At 41.2% G+C, this 15,582-nt stretch carries 28 protein-coding genes; all 28 read left to right on the forward strand.

Going from position 1 to position 15,582, the window contains the following annotated elements:
• The first annotated feature begins 10 nt into the window (after nucleotides 1–10).
• Nucleotides 11–766 (forward strand): 30S ribosomal protein S3, encoded by a 756-nt coding sequence (rpsC, locus tag EKM65_RS08635; protein WP_125607548.1) that lies wholly within the window; start codon nucleotides 11–13, stop codon nucleotides 764–766.
• A gap of 3 nt (nucleotides 767–769) precedes the next feature.
• Nucleotides 770–1,204 carry a 50S ribosomal protein L16 gene (gene rplP / locus EKM65_RS08640; protein WP_125607550.1) on the forward strand — a complete coding sequence of 145 codons (435 nt, stop codon included), beginning with the start codon at nucleotides 770–772 and terminating at the stop codon, nucleotides 1,202–1,204.
• Complete coding sequence (rpmC, locus tag EKM65_RS08645; protein WP_057756733.1) at nucleotides 1,194–1,388, forward strand: 50S ribosomal protein L29; 195 nt, start codon at nucleotides 1,194–1,196, stop codon at nucleotides 1,386–1,388. The genes rplP and rpmC overlap by 11 nt, the downstream gene beginning before the upstream one ends.
• A 20-nt stretch (nucleotides 1,389–1,408) precedes the next feature.
• A complete protein-coding gene (rpsQ, locus tag EKM65_RS08650) occupies nucleotides 1,409–1,678 on the forward strand; it encodes a 30S ribosomal protein S17 (protein ID WP_125607552.1) in 270 nt (89 codons plus the stop codon).
• Nucleotides 1,679–1,712: 34 nt separating this feature from the next.
• Complete coding sequence (rplN, locus tag EKM65_RS08655) at nucleotides 1,713–2,081, forward strand: 50S ribosomal protein L14 (protein WP_125607553.1); 369 nt, start codon at nucleotides 1,713–1,715, stop codon at nucleotides 2,079–2,081.
• 46 nt (nucleotides 2,082–2,127) lie between these two features.
• Complete coding sequence (rplX, locus tag EKM65_RS08660; RefSeq protein WP_125607555.1) at nucleotides 2,128–2,460, forward strand: 50S ribosomal protein L24; 333 nt, start codon at nucleotides 2,128–2,130, stop codon at nucleotides 2,458–2,460.
• Nucleotides 2,461–2,483: 23 nt separating this feature from the next.
• On the forward strand, nucleotides 2,484–3,026 hold the full coding sequence (gene rplE / locus EKM65_RS08665; RefSeq protein WP_125607557.1) for a 50S ribosomal protein L5: 543 nt from the start codon (nucleotides 2,484–2,486) through the stop codon (nucleotides 3,024–3,026).
• A gap of 14 nt (nucleotides 3,027–3,040) precedes the next feature.
• A complete protein-coding gene (locus EKM65_RS08670; protein WP_057756742.1) occupies nucleotides 3,041–3,226 on the forward strand; it encodes a type Z 30S ribosomal protein S14 in 186 nt (61 codons plus the stop codon).
• Between the two features lie 34 nt (nucleotides 3,227–3,260).
• Nucleotides 3,261–3,659, forward strand: coding sequence for a 30S ribosomal protein S8 (gene rpsH, locus EKM65_RS08675; protein WP_125607559.1), 399 nt, complete (start codon nucleotides 3,261–3,263; stop codon nucleotides 3,657–3,659).
• A gap of 29 nt (nucleotides 3,660–3,688) precedes the next feature.
• On the forward strand, nucleotides 3,689–4,222 hold the full coding sequence (gene rplF, locus EKM65_RS08680; RefSeq protein WP_125607561.1) for a 50S ribosomal protein L6: 534 nt from the start codon (nucleotides 3,689–3,691) through the stop codon (nucleotides 4,220–4,222).
• Nucleotides 4,223–4,243: 21 nt separating this feature from the next.
• Nucleotides 4,244–4,612: a 50S ribosomal protein L18 gene (gene rplR, locus EKM65_RS08685; protein WP_318531114.1), complete on the forward strand. Its 369-nt coding sequence runs from the start codon at nucleotides 4,244–4,246 to the stop codon at nucleotides 4,610–4,612.
• 19 nt (nucleotides 4,613–4,631) lie between these two features.
• Nucleotides 4,632–5,132 carry a 30S ribosomal protein S5 gene (rpsE, locus tag EKM65_RS08690; RefSeq protein ID WP_125607566.1) on the forward strand — a complete coding sequence of 167 codons (501 nt, stop codon included), beginning with the start codon at nucleotides 4,632–4,634 and terminating at the stop codon, nucleotides 5,130–5,132.
• A 12-nt stretch (nucleotides 5,133–5,144) separates the two neighbouring features.
• Nucleotides 5,145–5,330, forward strand: a complete 186-nt coding sequence (gene rpmD / locus EKM65_RS08695; protein ID WP_125607568.1) for a 50S ribosomal protein L30 — start codon at nucleotides 5,145–5,147, stop codon at nucleotides 5,328–5,330.
• A 33-nt stretch (nucleotides 5,331–5,363) separates the two neighbouring features.
• Nucleotides 5,364–5,804 (forward strand): 50S ribosomal protein L15, encoded by a 441-nt coding sequence (rplO, locus tag EKM65_RS08700; protein WP_125607570.1) that lies wholly within the window; start codon nucleotides 5,364–5,366, stop codon nucleotides 5,802–5,804.
• On the forward strand, nucleotides 5,804–7,093 hold the full coding sequence (secY, locus tag EKM65_RS08705; protein ID WP_125607572.1) for a preprotein translocase subunit SecY: 1,290 nt from the start codon (nucleotides 5,804–5,806) through the stop codon (nucleotides 7,091–7,093). The genes rplO and secY overlap by 1 nt, the downstream gene beginning before the upstream one ends.
• A gap of 17 nt (nucleotides 7,094–7,110) precedes the next feature.
• Nucleotides 7,111–7,764: an adenylate kinase gene (locus EKM65_RS08710; protein WP_125607574.1), complete on the forward strand. Its 654-nt coding sequence runs from the start codon at nucleotides 7,111–7,113 to the stop codon at nucleotides 7,762–7,764.
• Nucleotides 7,765–7,993: 229 nt separating this feature from the next.
• Entirely contained in the window at nucleotides 7,994–8,212 is a 219-nt protein-coding gene (gene infA / locus EKM65_RS08715; RefSeq protein WP_057756758.1) for a translation initiation factor IF-1, read from the forward strand.
• A gap of 47 nt (nucleotides 8,213–8,259) precedes the next feature.
• Nucleotides 8,260–8,376: a 50S ribosomal protein L36 gene (rpmJ, locus tag EKM65_RS08720; RefSeq protein WP_057756760.1), complete on the forward strand. Its 117-nt coding sequence runs from the start codon at nucleotides 8,260–8,262 to the stop codon at nucleotides 8,374–8,376.
• A 15-nt stretch (nucleotides 8,377–8,391) separates the two neighbouring features.
• Complete coding sequence (gene rpsM / locus EKM65_RS08725) at nucleotides 8,392–8,757, forward strand: 30S ribosomal protein S13 (RefSeq protein WP_125607576.1); 366 nt, start codon at nucleotides 8,392–8,394, stop codon at nucleotides 8,755–8,757.
• A 28-nt stretch (nucleotides 8,758–8,785) separates the two neighbouring features.
• Nucleotides 8,786–9,175, forward strand: coding sequence for a 30S ribosomal protein S11 (gene rpsK / locus EKM65_RS08730; RefSeq protein ID WP_057756763.1), 390 nt, complete (start codon nucleotides 8,786–8,788; stop codon nucleotides 9,173–9,175).
• Nucleotides 9,176–9,253: 78 nt separating this feature from the next.
• A complete protein-coding gene (locus EKM65_RS08735) occupies nucleotides 9,254–10,192 on the forward strand; it encodes a DNA-directed RNA polymerase subunit alpha (protein ID WP_057756766.1) in 939 nt (312 codons plus the stop codon).
• A 25-nt stretch (nucleotides 10,193–10,217) separates the two neighbouring features.
• Nucleotides 10,218–10,598: a 50S ribosomal protein L17 gene (gene rplQ / locus EKM65_RS08740; RefSeq protein WP_125607578.1), complete on the forward strand. Its 381-nt coding sequence runs from the start codon at nucleotides 10,218–10,220 to the stop codon at nucleotides 10,596–10,598.
• Between the two features lie 340 nt (nucleotides 10,599–10,938).
• Entirely contained in the window at nucleotides 10,939–11,781 is an 843-nt protein-coding gene (locus EKM65_RS08745; RefSeq protein ID WP_125607580.1) for an energy-coupling factor ABC transporter ATP-binding protein, read from the forward strand.
• Complete coding sequence (locus EKM65_RS08750) at nucleotides 11,757–12,626, forward strand: energy-coupling factor ABC transporter ATP-binding protein (protein ID WP_125607582.1); 870 nt, start codon at nucleotides 11,757–11,759, stop codon at nucleotides 12,624–12,626. Before EKM65_RS08745 ends, EKM65_RS08750 begins: the two co-directional genes overlap by 25 nt.
• Entirely contained in the window at nucleotides 12,619–13,404 is a 786-nt protein-coding gene (locus EKM65_RS08755; RefSeq protein ID WP_125607584.1) for an energy-coupling factor transporter transmembrane component T family protein, read from the forward strand. The genes EKM65_RS08750 and EKM65_RS08755 overlap by 8 nt, the downstream gene beginning before the upstream one ends.
• A gap of 164 nt (nucleotides 13,405–13,568) precedes the next feature.
• Nucleotides 13,569–14,351 (forward strand): tRNA pseudouridine(38-40) synthase TruA, encoded by a 783-nt coding sequence (gene truA / locus EKM65_RS08760; protein WP_125607585.1) that lies wholly within the window; start codon nucleotides 13,569–13,571, stop codon nucleotides 14,349–14,351.
• 202 nt (nucleotides 14,352–14,553) lie between these two features.
• Nucleotides 14,554–14,997 carry a 50S ribosomal protein L13 gene (rplM, locus tag EKM65_RS08765; RefSeq protein ID WP_125607587.1) on the forward strand — a complete coding sequence of 148 codons (444 nt, stop codon included), beginning with the start codon at nucleotides 14,554–14,556 and terminating at the stop codon, nucleotides 14,995–14,997.
• Nucleotides 14,998–15,010: 13 nt separating this feature from the next.
• On the forward strand, nucleotides 15,011–15,406 hold the full coding sequence (gene rpsI, locus EKM65_RS08770) for a 30S ribosomal protein S9 (RefSeq protein WP_125607589.1): 396 nt from the start codon (nucleotides 15,011–15,013) through the stop codon (nucleotides 15,404–15,406).
• Nucleotides 15,407–15,582 lie beyond the last annotated feature (176 nt).

The following is a 15,582-nucleotide window of genomic DNA, read 5'->3' on the forward strand; positions in this document are numbered from 1 at the left end:
AGGGAAAAACGTGGGTCAAAAAGTAAATCCGATTGGTTTCCGTGTTGGCGTTATTCGCGACTGGGATGCAAAATGGTATGCTGATAAAGAATACGCTGATTATTTACACGAAGATTTAAGAATTCGTAAATACATCGCAAAGAAACTTGTTGATGCTTCAGTTTCTACTGTAGAAATCGAACGTTCTGCAAAACGTGTTAATGTTTCAATTCACACTGCTAAACCAGGTATGGTTATTGGTAAGGGCGGCGCCGAAGTTGAAAACTTACGTAAAGCTTTGAACGATTTAACTGGCAAGCAAGTTCACATTAATATTGTCGAGATCAAGCAACCTGATTTAGACGCACAATTAGTTGGTGAGTCAATTGCTCGTCAATTAGAGGCTCGTGTTGCTTTTCGTCGTGCTCAACGTCAAGCAACACAACGTACAATGCGTGCAGGTGCTAAAGGTATTAAGACACAGATCTCTGGCCGTTTAAATGGTGCAGATATGTCTCGTCGTGAATGGCATACTGATGGTACTGTTCCTTTGCATACATTGCGTGCAGACATCGATTATTCATGGAACGAAGCAACAACAACTTATGGTCAATTAGGCGTTAAGACATGGATCTACCGTGGCGAAATCCTTCCTGGTCAAAAAGTTGTTCGTGACGCTGATACTGGCGACAAGAAGAGCAACAATAACAATCGTCGTGGCCGCCGTGATAACGGTCGTCGTGACAACAGAAGAGATAATAAGAGAAGTGCGAAAGGAGGAAAATAATCAATGTTAGTACCTAAGCGTGTTAAACATCGTCGCGAGTTCCGTGGTAAAATGCGTGGAGCTGCAAAAGGCGGTAAGGAACTTAACTTTGGTGAATACGGACTTCGTGCCCTTGAATCACACTGGATTACCAACCGTCAGATTGAAGCAGCACGTGTTGCCATGACGCGTTATATGAAACGTGGTGGCCGTGTCTGGATTCGAATTTTCCCACATAAATCTTACACTGCAAAAGGTGTCGGCGTACGTATGGGTTCTGGTAAAGGTGCACCTGCTGGCTGGGTTGCTCCTGTAAAACGCGAAAAAATCATGTTTGAAATTGGTGGCGTTCCTGAAGAAGTTGCCCGCGAAGCATTGCGGTTAGCATCTAATAAGCTACCAATCAAGACTAAGTTTGTAAAACGCGAGGAAGTAGGTGGCGAAGCTAATGAAGACTAGTGAAATTACAAAGTTAACCACTGCCGAAATGCTTGACAAAGAAAAACAATACAAAGAAGAATTGTTTAACTTACGTTTCCAACAGGCTACTGGTCAATTGGAAAACACCGCTCGTCTGAAGCAAGTTCGCACGAACATTGCTCGGATCAAAACGGTTCTTCGTCAGCAAGAACTTAATAAATAATCGGAAGGGAGATTTACAACTTGAGCGAAGACAAACGTAATCATCGTAAGATTTATCAAGGACGCGTTGTTTCTGACAAGATGGATAAAACCATTACTGTTGCTATCGAAACATACCATACACATCCTGTTTATGGGAAGCGTGTTAAGTATTCAAAGAAGTATTATGTTCATGACGAAAACAACGAAGCAAAAGTTGGCGATATTGTTCGGATCATGGAAACACGTCCGTTATCTCGTTCGAAACGCTTCCGTTTATTAGAAGTTGTTGAAAAGGCAGTTATCATTTAAAGAACGTTAAGAATAACGAGAGGAGGATACTAAAGTGATTCAACAAGAAAGTCGACTTAAAGTTGCTGATAATTCAGGTGCTCGTGAAATCTTAACGATTAAGGTTCTTGGTGGCTCCAACCGCAAAACAGCTAATATCGGTGATGTTATCGTTGCTACTGTTAAACAAGCAACACCAGGTGGCGTTGTCAAAAAAGGTGATGTCGTAAAGGCAGTCATCGTTCGGACACGTTCGGGTGCTCGTCGTGCAGATGGCTCATACATCCGTTTTGACGAAAACGCAGCTGTTATCATTAATCCTGATAAGAGCCCACGCGGTACTCGTATTTTCGGGCCGGTTGCTCGTGAACTTCGTGATAATGACTTTATGAAGATCGTCTCATTAGCACCGGAAGTTTTATAATTCGCATCCATAACACAATTGCCTATGAGGAGGTGCACATCAGACGATGTTCGTAAAAACTGGTGATCAAGTCAAAGTAATTAGCGGCAAAGATAAAGGTAAAGAAGGCAAAGTTCTCAAAGTACTTGCCAAGAAAGACCGCGTCGTTGTCGAGGGCGTTAACGTCTCAAAGAAACATACTAAGCCAACAAATACCGACCCACAAGGTGGTATTAAAGATTCAGAAAGTGCTATTCATGTTTCTAATGTCATGTTAATCGATCCTTCAACTAATCAACCAACTCGTGTTGGTTATAAAGTAATTGATGGCAAGAAAGTTCGCGTCTCAAAGAAGACTGGCGAATCCATCGAAAAAGCTGCCGATGAGACAAGCAAGTAAGAAGAAGGGAGGACAAGGCTTAAATGACGAGTCGCTTAAAAGAACGCTACGTTAAAGAAATTACGCCTGCTTTGGTGGAAAAGTTTAACTATACTTCAGTTATGCAGGTTCCAAAAATTGAAAAGATCGTTTTGAATATGGGTGTCGGTGATGCCGTTTCTAATTCTAAGAATTTAGATAACGCTGTTGAAGAATTAACCCTTATCTCTGGTCAAAAGCCATTGATTACTAAAGCAAAGAAATCTATCGCCACTTTCCGTCTTCGTGAAGGTATGTCTATTGGTGCTAAGGTTACCTTGCGTGGAGATCGTATGTACGAATTCCTTGATAAGTTAATCAATGTTTCATTACCTCGTGTTCGTGATTTCCATGGTGTCAGCACACGTTCATTCGATGGTCGTGGTAACTACACATTAGGTATTAAAGAACAACTCATTTTCCCAGAAATCGATTTTGATAAGGTTGCACGTGTTCGTGGTTTGGATATTGTTATTGTAACAACAGCCAATACTGATGAAGAATCACGTGAACTCTTAACTCAAGTCGGTATGCCATTTGCTAAATAAAGGAGGTCGAACAATTGGCTAAAAAGTCTTTAGTTGTAAAGAATCATCGACCTGCTAAGTTCTCAACACAAGAATATACACGTTGTGAACGTTGCGGCCGACCACATTCTGTTTATCGCAAATTTAAGCTCTGCCGTGTTTGCCTTCGTCAATTAGCACATGAAGGTCAAATCCCCGGCATGAAAAAAGCTAGCTGGTAGTTTAATAAGACAGGAAAGGGAGGTAAATTAATCAATGGTCATGACTGATCCAATTGCAGACTATCTAACTCGTATTCGTAACGCCAACATGGTGCGCCACGAATCATTAGATGTTCCTGCCTCAAAAATCAAAAAAGACATCTCTGAAATTTTGAAGCGCGAAGGTTTCATTCGCGATTACGAAGTTACTGAAGATGGCAAACAAGGTATGATCCGTATTTTTCTTAAATATGGTCAAAACCGTCAACGCGTTATTTCTGGTTTGAAACGTATTTCTAAGCCAGGCTTACGCAGTTACGTTAAATCTGATGATGTTCCTAAGGTATTGAACGGTTTAGGTATCGCAATCTTATCAACCTCAGAAGGCGTTCTTACTGATAAAGAAGCTCGTGCCAAGAATATTGGCGGCGAAGTTTTAGCATACGTATGGTAATCCCTAAAGGTCAGGAGGTGTTTTGTTAGATGAGTCGTATTGGCAATAAAGTAATTGAGCTCCCAGCAGGCGTTACTGTTACTAAGGGAGATAATGATCAAGTTACGGTTAAAGGTCCTAAAGGCGAATTAACTCGAACTTTTGATCCAATAATTACGATTAAAGAAGAAAACAACGTTATTTCATTTGAACGTCCAAATGATAACTACAAAGCTATTCACGGCACAACGCGTGCTAACTTAAACAGCATGGTTGTTGGTGTTACTGAAGGCTATGTTAAAAAGTTGCAATTAGTCGGTGTCGGATATCGTGCCCAATTGAAAGGCACAGCATTAGTTCTTAATGTTGGTTTTTCACATCCTGTTGAAATGGAAGCTCCAAAGGGCATTACGATTGAAGTTCCTTCTAATACAGAAATCAATTTGAGCGGCATTAGCAAGCAAAAGATTGGTCAATTCGCAGCAGAAATTCGCGCTATCCGTCCTCCAGAACCTTATAAAGGTAAAGGTATTCGTTACGTCGATGAAATTGTTCGTCGTAAGGAAGGTAAGACTGGTAAGTAGTAATTCAAATTAATCTATGAGGTGAACATTGTGATTTCAAAACCAGACAAAAATAAGACACGGCAAAAACGCCACACGCGCGTCCGTGGCAAAATCTCTGGTACTGCAGAGCGCCCTCGCTTGAACGTTTTTCGTTCTAATAAAAACATCTACGCTCAAATTATTGATGACGTAGCGGGTGTGACGCTTGCAAGTGCCTCAACTCTTGACAAAGAGTTAAATGCATCAGGTTCTAAAGTAGAACAAGCACAACAAGTTGGCGAATTGATTGCTAAACGTGCTCAAGCTAAGAACGTAGCAGAAGTTGTTTTCGATCGTGGTGGCTATCTCTATCACGGCCGTGTTCAAGCTTTAGCTGAATCAGCTCGTGAAAACGGACTTAAATTCTAGAAAGGAGAAAACCACACATATGACTTATATTGATCCAACTCATTTAGATTTAGAAGACCGCGTTGTTTCTATCAACCGTGTTACTAAAGTTGTTAAAGGTGGACGTCGTCTTCGTTTCGCTGCAATCGTGATTGTTGGCGATAAAGCTGGACACGTTGGCTTTGGTACTGGTAAAGCACAAGAAGTTCCCGAAGCTATTCGTAAGGCTAGTGACAATGCTAAGAAGAGTTTGATTGAGGTACCAATCGTTGGTACAACAATTCCTCATGAAGCGTATGGTCACTTCGGTTCTGGTGTTATCATGTTGAAGCCTGCCGTTGAAGGTTCTGGTGTTTCTGCTGGTGGTGCCGTTCGTTCGATCATGGAATTAGGCGGTGTTGCCGATGTTACTTCTAAATCATTAGGCAGCAACACACCAATTAATGTTATCCGTGCCACAATGGATGGATTAGCTCAATTAAAAACTGCTGAGCAAATTGCTAGTCTTCGTGGTATTTCTGCTCAAGACTTACAAGATTAGGAGGATTTGTTGATGGCAAAGGTTAAAATCACGTTAAAACATAGTGTCGCTCATCGCATTCCTGCTCAGAGAAAGATTGTTAAGGAATTAGGATTAGGCCGGATCAACAGCAGTGTTGTTAAGCCTGATAATGCCGCAATTCGCGGTGCAATTTTCAAAATTTCTCACTTAGTAGAAATCGAAGAAGTTAACGACTAATATTATCTAAATTACAAGGAGGTGCTAGACTTCATGGAATTGCATGAATTGAAAGCTAGTGAAGGTTCACGTCGCAACCGCAAGCGTGTTGGCCGAGGTACTTCATCTGGTCAAGGTAAAACTGCCGGTAAAGGTACTAAAGGTCAATTAGCTCGTCAAGGTGGCAAGACTCGTCTTGGTTTCGAAGGTGGCCAAATGCCTTTGTTCCGTCGTATGCCTAAACGCGGCTTTAAGAACATCAACCGTAAAGAATATGCAATCGTCAATCTTAACGATTTAAACCGTTTTGATGATGGTGCTGACGTTACGACAGACGCATTAATTAATGCCGGTATCATCAAAAAACAGCTTGATGGTGTCAAATTATTAGCCAATGGTGAATTGACAACTAAGGTCAATGTCAAAGTTGCTAAGTATTCTGCAGCCGCAAAAGAAGCTGTTGAAGCTGCTGGTGGTTCTGTCGAGGTGATCTAATGCTCACGACACTGCGTAATGCATTAAAGGTCAAAGAGATTCGCAAAAAGATTCTCTTCACTTTGTTGATTTTGTTTATCTATCGCTTAGGTGCTCAAATCACAGTGCCAGGCGTAGATGCAGCAGCATTGACAAAATCTAGTTCCTTAGTTTCATTGTTGGATACTGTCAGTGGTGGTAGCTTATCCAACTATTCATTATTTTCAATGGGTGTTTCGCCATTTATCACTGCCCAGATCGTCATTCAATTATTACAGATGGATATTGTTCCTAAGTTTGTTGAATGGAGTAAACAAGGTGAAGTTGGTCGTCGTAAGTTGAATCAAGCAACGCGTTGGTTAACCATCGTTTTAGCATTTGTTCAATCGATTGGGATTACTGCCGGATTAAATTATTTAAGTGGTTCAGCATTAGTTGAGAACTTAAGTGTTCAAACTTATATTGTGCTTGGAATTATCTTAACCGGTGGGACGATGTTGTTAACTTGGCTTGGTGATCAAATCACTGACAAAGGTATCGGTAATGGCGTTTCAATGATTATCTTTGCTGGTATTATTGCTCGTTTGCCACAAGGCATTTATGAATTGTTCAATGACAATATCATTAATGCTACGAAGAGTGACTTGCCAATGAATATCGTCTGGATGGTCGTGTTACTTGTTGCAATTCTGTTTATTGTTTTTTGGGTTACGTATGTCCAACAGGCCAATCGTAAAGTGCCAATTCAATATACACGTCGCGCAGCAAGTGGTGGTAGCGAGAGTTACTTACCATTGAAAGTGAATGTTTCTGGCGTTATTCCCGTAATCTTTGCGAGCTCGTTTATCATTACGCCATCAACTATCTTGATGTTTTTCCAAGAGAATCACAGCCAAGATGGTTGGTATCAAACGTTGAGTAATATTTTCAGTATGCAAACAACAACTGGTTCGATTGTTTATACTGTTTTAATCATCTTGTTCACGTTCTTCTATGCTTTCGTTCAGGTCAATCCTGAGAAGTTGGCTGAGAATTTACAAAAGCAGGGTGCTTATATCCCAAGTGTTTGGCCCGGGAAAGAGACTGAAAAGTATTTCTCTGGGTTGTTAATGCGTTTATCAACGGTCGGTTCGATCTTCTTAGGTGCCGTTGCGTTGTTGCCACAATTAGCAGCAAACATTTGGGGACTACCTCAATCAATCGGTTTAGGTGGTACTAGTCTATTAATCGTTGTCGGTGTTGCACTGGAAACGTCACGACAATTAGACGGATTAATGATGAAACGTCAATACGTCGGATTTATTCGTTAAATGGAGGTATCCGTAAGGTGAATTTGATTTTGATGGGTCTGCCTGGTGCCGGTAAAGGTACTCAAGCAGAAAAGATCGTTGATGAATATCACTTAGCACATATTTCTACTGGTGATATGTTTCGCGAAGCTATGGCTGAGCAAACAAAAATCGGTTTAGAAGCTAAAAAGTATATTGATAATGGTAATCTTGTTCCTGATGAGGTCACGAATGCAATCGTTAAAGAACGTTTGCAAAAGCCTGACACTAATGTCGGTTATATGCTCGATGGTTTTCCACGGACGATTGATCAAGCCAATGCGCTTGAAGGAATCGCCCAGGAATTAAATAAACCAGTCGATGCTGTTATTAACATTGATGTCGATCCTGATGTGCTAGTTGACCGTTTATCTGGTCGGTTCATTTGCAGAACTTGTGGGGCAACCTACCATAAGTTATACAATATGCCTAAAGTCGCTGGTACTTGTGATCGTTGTGGTGGTCATGATTTTTATCAACGCGAAGATGATAAACCTGAGACTGTTAAGAATCGCCTTGCAGTCAATATCAAGATGAATACACCGTTACTTGATTTTTATCGCGGTAAAGATTTACTTTATACCGTCAATGGTGAACAAGATATTGATCTGGTTTTTGATGAAATTAAGTCTATTTTGTCAAAATTGAACTAACTCTTGGTTCGGTGGTTTAAAGTAAAGATAATTTCTTGGTAATAAAATTTACTTTGTGATAGACTTAGTTCTTGTTTACGCCAAGTTGTTGTGGCATTGCTTTAGACTTTGTACTTATTTCACGTGATCGATGTGTTTAGGTGAAGGCTATTGGCTGTTAGTTTACTTAATTGTCACAGCTTGTTTTTTTCTGTATCCACTTGTTTAACCAATTAGGAGGAATTATTTTTTGGCAAAAGATGACGTAATTGAAGTCGAAGGAACTGTTACTGACACGCTTCCTAACGCAACTTTTAAGGTTGAGTTAGAGAATGGAGCATCAGTGTTAGCTCACGTTTCTGGTAAGATCAGGATGCATTACATTCGTATACTTCCTGGCGATAAAGTTACAGTCGAATTATCACCGTACGATCTCACCAAGGGCCGTATTACTTACCGTTATCGTTAGTAAGTCGTGTCAATTGATTTCGTATATTATCAGGAGGCTTAGAAAGAATGAAAGTTAGACCATCCGTAAAACCAATGTGCGAACATTGTAAAGTTATTAAGCGCAAAGGTCGCGTTATGATCATTTGCTCTGCAAATCCAAAGCATAAACAACGTCAAGGTTAATAGGAGGTGTAATTAATGGCTCGTATCGCAGGTGTTGACTTGCCCCGTGAAAAACGGATTGTGATTGCGTTAACCTATATTTTCGGTATTGGTAACACAACCGCAGAAAAAATTGTCAAAGATGCTGGTATTTCTGAGGACATTCGTGTCAAAGATTTAACACCAGATCAAGAAGATAAGCTTCGTGTCGAAGTTGACAAGGTTCGTGTCGAAGGTGACTTGCGTCGTGAGGTTTCACGTAACATCAAACGTCTTCAAGACATTGGCTCTTATCGTGGTATTCGTCATCGTAAAGGTCTACCAGTTCGTGGACAAAATACGAAGAACAATGCTCGTACACGTAAGGGACCAAAAGTCTCTATCGCAGGTAAGAAGAAATAATAATTTAAGATAGGAGGTAAGTGAATTCATGGCAGTTCGTAAAGGAACACGTAAGCGTCGTGTCAAGAAAAATATCGAGTCCGGCGTTGCACACATTCATTCAACGTTTAACAACACTTTAGTAATGATTACTGATCCTCAAGGCAATGCAGTTGCATGGTCTTCTGCTGGTTCTTTAGGTTTTAAAGGTAGTCGTAAGTCTACACCATTTGCTTCCCAAATGGCGGCAGAAGCTGCTGCTAAAGAAGCAATGGAACATGGTATGAAGTCCGTTGAAGTCGCAGTCAAAGGACCTGGTTCAGGTCGTGAAGCTGCTATTCGTGCATTACAAGCTACTGGTCTTGAAATCAGTGCTATTCGTGACGTCACACCTGTGCCACATAACGGATCTCGTCCTCCAAAGCGTCGCCGTGTTTAGTGGCCGTTGTTCAAATTCAGCGTTGTAGATACGTTTTGAAGTCAACACACGACACGTTTTGAAAGGGGTAAAGATTGAATGATCGAATTTGAAAAGCCAAACATTACAAAAGTTGATGAAAGCACCAACTATGGTAAGTTTGTGATTGAACCGCTAGAACGTGGTTATGGTACCACGCTTGGCAACTCATTGAGACGGATTTTATTGTCATCTTTACCTGGCTCTGCTGTCTCAAGTATTCAAATTGATGGTGTACTTCATGAGTTCTCGACCATTGATGGGGTTATGGAAGATGTCACCCAAATCATTTTGAATATCAAAAAGATTGCCATCAAAAATCACTCGGAAGAACAAAAGGTTATTGAAATTGATGTGGATGGCCCAGCGACTGTTACAGCCGCAGACATTAAGGCTGATGACGATATTGAAGTTCTCAATCCAGAACAATATATCTGCTCAATCGCTGAGGGTGGTCATGTTCACATGCAAATGACAGTCAGCAACGGTCGCGGTTACGTGCCCGCTGATCAAAACAAGAATGGCGATATGCCAATTGGTGTCATTGCAGTCGATTCAATTTTTACCCCAATCAACCGAGTTAATTATCAGGTCGAAAGTACCCGTGTTGGTAAGCGTAATGACTTTGATAAGCTCACATTAGACGTTTGGACTAATGGTTCGATTTCGCCACGTGAGGCCATCAGTCTCGCTGCAAAGATTCTTTCCGATCATCTTAATATCTTCATTGACCTCTCTGACGAGGCTAAGAATACTGAGATTATGGTCGAAAAAGAAGAAACGCAAAAAGAAAAGAAACTTGAAATGACAATCGAAGAACTCGACTTGTCAGTTCGTTCTTACAATTGCTTGAAGCGTGCTGGAATCAACACTGTTCAAGAATTGACTAATAAAACTGAAGCCGATATGATGAAGGTTCGTAATCTTGGCCGTAAATCACTTGAAGAAGTTAAAGCCAAGTTACATGATCTCGGATTGTCATTACGCTCAGATGATTAATTTTGTTTAAAAGGAGGTTAAATTCATGAGTTATCGTAAATTAGGTCGTGCATCTGCTCCTCGTAAAGCTATGTTACGCGATTTAACAACCGATTTGCTGATTAACGAACGCATTGAAACTACTGAAACTCGTGCCAAAGAAATTCGTCGCACTACTGAAAAGATGATTACTTTGGGCAAACGCGGTGATTTGCATGCTCGTCGTCAAGCTGCAGCTTTCGTTCGTAACGAAATTGCTGATATTCACGAAGATGGTGACGATGTAATTGTTCAATCTGCTTTGCAAAAATTGTTCAGTGATGTTGCGCCACGTTATGCTGACCGTAATGGCGGTTACACACGTATCTTGAAGACACGTCAACGTCGTGGTGATGGCGCACCAATGGTTATCATTGAGTTAGTATAATTTAAACAGCACGATTAATTTCGGCCAATTTTCATTTCACAGTTGTGAGCGTGAGCGTTACGATGATGGGAACCCACCAAGTCTAGCTTAGGAGCAGGTTGATTCACTTGAATCCATGTGTTTCCCAGCTGTGAATGATTATTGTACATAGTAAAAGAAGCAGGACGAGAGCCGAGTTGAGTTCTACGACCATGTCACACAAAATGAGAAAGAGCTTAGGATTAATTTCCTAGGCTCTTTTTATAGCGCGATGACAATTCGACCATTCACACTGCCTAATTTTTTATGGTAGAATATTAGCATGTTTATCTATTGCATGTTTACTTAAGGAAGTTAGGAAATGACTGAACAACCGATCATTCGTGTTAAAAACGTGACCTATAGTTATCCTTACGCTGACAAACCTGCGCTCAATAAGATTAACTTGACGATTCAAGCTGGTCAGTGGGTAGCGATTGTTGGTCATAATGGGAGCGGTAAAAGCACATTAGCAAAAACTTTCAACGGTCTAATTGAGCCGCAGTCTGGTGAGATTTATTTCAACGGCAAGCTGCTTAACGAAGAGACTGTCTTTGATGTGCGCAGCAAACTGGGAATTGTTTTTCAAAATCCGGATAATCAGTTCGTTGGTGCGACGGTTGCCGACGATGTGGCGTTTGGTATGGAAAACAACGGTGTGCCTCGAGATGAGATGATCACCAGAGTTGAGGCCGCCTTGCGTCAGGTGCATATGTGGGATTATCGTCATCAAGAGCCGGCTCGATTATCAGGTGGTCAAAAGCAGCGTGTTGCGTTAGCCGGTGTGTTGGCCCAACGCCCGCAAGTGATTATCTTAGATGAAGCGACTAGTATGTTAGATCCCCAAGGTCGACGTGAGATTATTAATTTAATGACGCAATTACGACAAGATGGTAATTTTACGATCATCTCCATCACTCATGACGTCGATGAAGCAGCCTTAACTGATCAGTTGGTTGTGATTGACGATGGCGTGTTAGTCAATACGGGCACACCTAGCGAGTTGTTCGCCGATCCAGAGCAATTACACAGGCATGGCCTAACTGTGCCGCTAAGCGCGCGTATTAGCCAGCAATTACGCACTGCTGATTATGCACTACCTGATCGTTATTTAAATGATAGACAATTGGTGGATGAATTATGGACATTACATTCAAAAATGTAAATTACACGTATCAAATTAATTCACCGTTAGCGACGGTGGGTTTAAAAAATATTAATTTGAAATTTAAGAGTGGTACTTACACAGCTATTATTGGGCAAACAGGTAGTGGTAAATCAACATTGTTACAACATCTGAATGCTTTATTACGGCCAACGAGTGGCGAAGTGATTGTTGGTTCACAAGTCGTGACATCAACGACCAAGAATAAAGAACTTTACGATTTGCGCGGTAAGGTTGGCCTGGTTTTCCAATTTCCTGAAAGCCAATTGTTTGAAGAGACGGTTTTAAAAGATGTCGCTTTTGCACCTAAGAATTTTGGTAAAAGTGAAGATGAAGCGAATCGGATTGCCAAAGAGGCCCTACATCTAGTCGGTATTGACGAATCTTTGATCAACAAAATGCCCTTTGATTTATCTGGTGGTCAAATGAGGCGTGTGGCAATCGCTGGTGTTTTAGCGATGGAGCCGGAAGTTTTAGTGTTGGACGAACCAACTGCTGGTTTAGATCCGTTAGGGCGCCAACAAATCATGGATTTATTCTTAAAAATTCATCGTGAGCGGCACTTAACGACGATTCTGGTGACGCATCAAATGGATGATGTGGTTAATTATGCCGATGATGTCGTCGTGATGGAACACGGTGCGGTGATTAAGTTTGGCACGCCACGTGATGTTTTTGCGGACTTGCAATGGCTTAATCAGCATAATTTGGAATTGCCCGGCACTGGTCAATTGGTGCAACAGTTGGTGCAAAAGGGCTTTGAATTCGAACGACTTCCTTTAACCGAGGATGAATTAATTACAGCACTAAAGCCTCAGTTAGAACAGGGGGTTGAAAATGGATAAGATGATTTTTGGCCGGTACTATCCTGGCAACTCTTTTGTACATCGGTTGGATCCGCGCTTGAAACTAGTTGTTAATATTATGTTTATTGTCTTGATCTTCTTAATCAAGCATTGGTATGATTATGCGCTTCTAGGTGGTGTGGTGATCGCCGGGGTCCTTCTCTCAGGAGTCTCGTTAAAATTCTTCCTGCGTGGTCTGAGACCGATGCTGTGGCTGATTTTATTTACGGTGGGGCTGCAGTTATTCTTCACGAGTGGCCAACATGTTTATTGGCAGTGGGGCGTGCTTTCGCTCAGTCAAGAAGGATTGATTAATGCAACGTATATCGCATTGCGCTTCTTATTGATTATTTTCATGTCGACGCTGTTAACCTTGACGACGCAACCGTTGGCAATTGCCGATGGGATGGAGTACTTAATTCGGCCGTTAAAAGTGGTCCATTTCCCGGTTAATGATGTCGCTTTAATGCTCTCGATTGCATTGCGTTTTGTGCCCAAGTTGATGGACGAAACGACTAAAATTATGAATGCCCAACGCGCTCGTGGTGTTGATTTCAATAATGGTAGTTTAATCAAACGTGTCAAAGCTTTGATTCCATTATTGATTCCATTAATGATGAGCAGTTTAGATATTGCGACCGATTTAACAACCGCCATGATTTCGCGTGGTTATCGTGATGGTGAAGGGCGGACGCGTTATCGAATTTTAAAGTGGCAGCGTGCAGATTCACTCACACTTGTTGCGTTTGTTGTGATCACTGTCGTAGCGATTATTTAAACGCTGTGGAAAAAATTACAGGTTAATCACGTTGGAGCGTTAACGTTTGTCAGATTACTGATCATAATTTTGTGATCAATACTGGCAATAACTTGAATACTATTGGCTAAAATCACTGATTTGTGTATGATGACGTCAGTGATTTTTTGGAAGGTGAGAAGATAATGCCACGTTATAAAGTGACGGTTGCTTATGACGGTACTAAATTTGCTGGCTTTCAAAGTCAACCGAAGCAGCGAACCGTCCAAGGAACTTTGGAGAAGGCACTAACTAAGATGAATAAAGGTGGATTTATTCGGGTTTTTGGTTCGGGGCGGACTGATTCGGGCGTTCATGCGTTAGGACAGGTGGTTCACTTCGATTATCCTTCCGAAATTCCGGCACGAAATATGATGTTGGCCTTAAATAGTTTAATGCCGTTGGACATTGAGGTTGTTGCTAGTGAAATTACCACGGCCGATTTTCACGCGCAGTTCAATACGATCGCCAAGTGTTATCAGTATCGAGTTAGTCGCGGCCGTTTTACTAATCCATTCAAGCGATTGTATACGGGGCACTATCCATATGCACTTGATCTTGCGCGTATGGAAATTGCGTTGCAAGATATTCTCGGCGAACACGACTTCACAAGTTTTGCAGCTAGTGGCGGAGTCATTAAGAATAAGGTGCGCACTATTTATCGCGCAACAGTCGAAGTTGACGAACAAAACGACGAAGTGATTTTTGAATTTGTGGGAAATGGTTTTTTATACAATATGGTGCGCATTCTAGTCGCAACGTTACTGGAAATTGGCAATGGTCGCCGCGATGTGCATGATTTTCAACGGTTGTTTGCGGTGAAAGATCGTCAACAAGCGCGTGGTACTGCTCCAGCGAGTGGCCTTTACTTGAAGAAAGTTTACTATCCAGGTGAAGAAGCGGCTGTTAAAGCGATTAGCATGATTTAAGCACCGTGCTATTTCTGATAAGTTTTTTAAAATAATTGTTGAAAAGCGTTGTAAAAATATTGAAAAAAATCATCTTGAACCGTTCAGATGATTGACTTTGACCTAAATATTAGGTACACTAGTTCTTGGTATTTGTTTGCCCCACGATAGGCCCCGGAAACTTATTGAGTGTCAAACAAAATTATTTATGGAGGAATTTATCGTGCGTACAACACCTTTAACAAAACCAGCTGATGTCGAACGTAAATGGTATGTTATCGACGCAACAGATATCGCATTAGGTCGTGTATCTGCTGTTGCGGCTTCAATCTTACGTGGTAAGAACAAGCCAACATTCACACCAAACATCGACACAGGTGATAACATCATTATTATCAATGCTTCGCAAATTAAATTAACTGGTAAGAAAGCAACTGACAAGATTTACTACCATCATAGTAATCATCCCGGTGGTTTGAAGAGCCGTACTGCTGGTGAAATGCGTGAAAATAACCCCGTTCGTTTGCTTGAACTTTCTATTAAGGGTATGTTACCAAAGAACTCTTTGGGTCATAGCCAATTTATGAAGTTACATGTTTATGCTGGTGCAGAACATGAACAACAAGCACAAAAACCAGAAGTATTGGACATCACAAACTTAATCTAGGGAGGAAATAAAAGTGGCACAACAAGTTGTTTATAACGGCACAGGACGTCGTAAAGATTCAGTTGCGCGTGTTTTCCTTGTTCCTGGAACAGGTAAAATCACGATCAACAAAAAGAGCGCAGAAGAATTTCTGCCATTTGCTAACTTAATTTTAGATTTGAAGCAACCATTAGTTTTAACTGAAACTGAAGGTAGCTATGACGTTAATGTTAACGTTCATGGTGGCGGCTTCTCAGGTCAAACAGGTGCAATTCGTCACGGTATTTCACGTGCATTGTTAACTGTAGATCCAGACTTCCGCGATGTTCTTAAACGCGCAGGCATGTTAACTCGTGACCCTCGTATGAAAGAACGTAAGAAGCCAGGCTTGAAGAAAGCTCGTAAAGCTTCACAATTCTCAAAACGTTAATGTACTCTTATATCAATGTTTACAGACACTTTCCAGAAATGGAAGGTGTTTTTTTGTAAAATGATTTGAAATTTATGATGCTATTGTTAATCTATTAAGGTAAGCAGTTAATAATCGACCGTCATTGAAAGTAAACACGCCCCGTTTCGGCTTTGATCGAAACGGGGCGTGCTGTG

The organism is Lapidilactobacillus bayanensis (assembly GCF_003946695.1).
GTDB lineage: Bacteria > Bacillota > Bacilli > Lactobacillales > Lactobacillaceae > Lapidilactobacillus > Lapidilactobacillus bayanensis.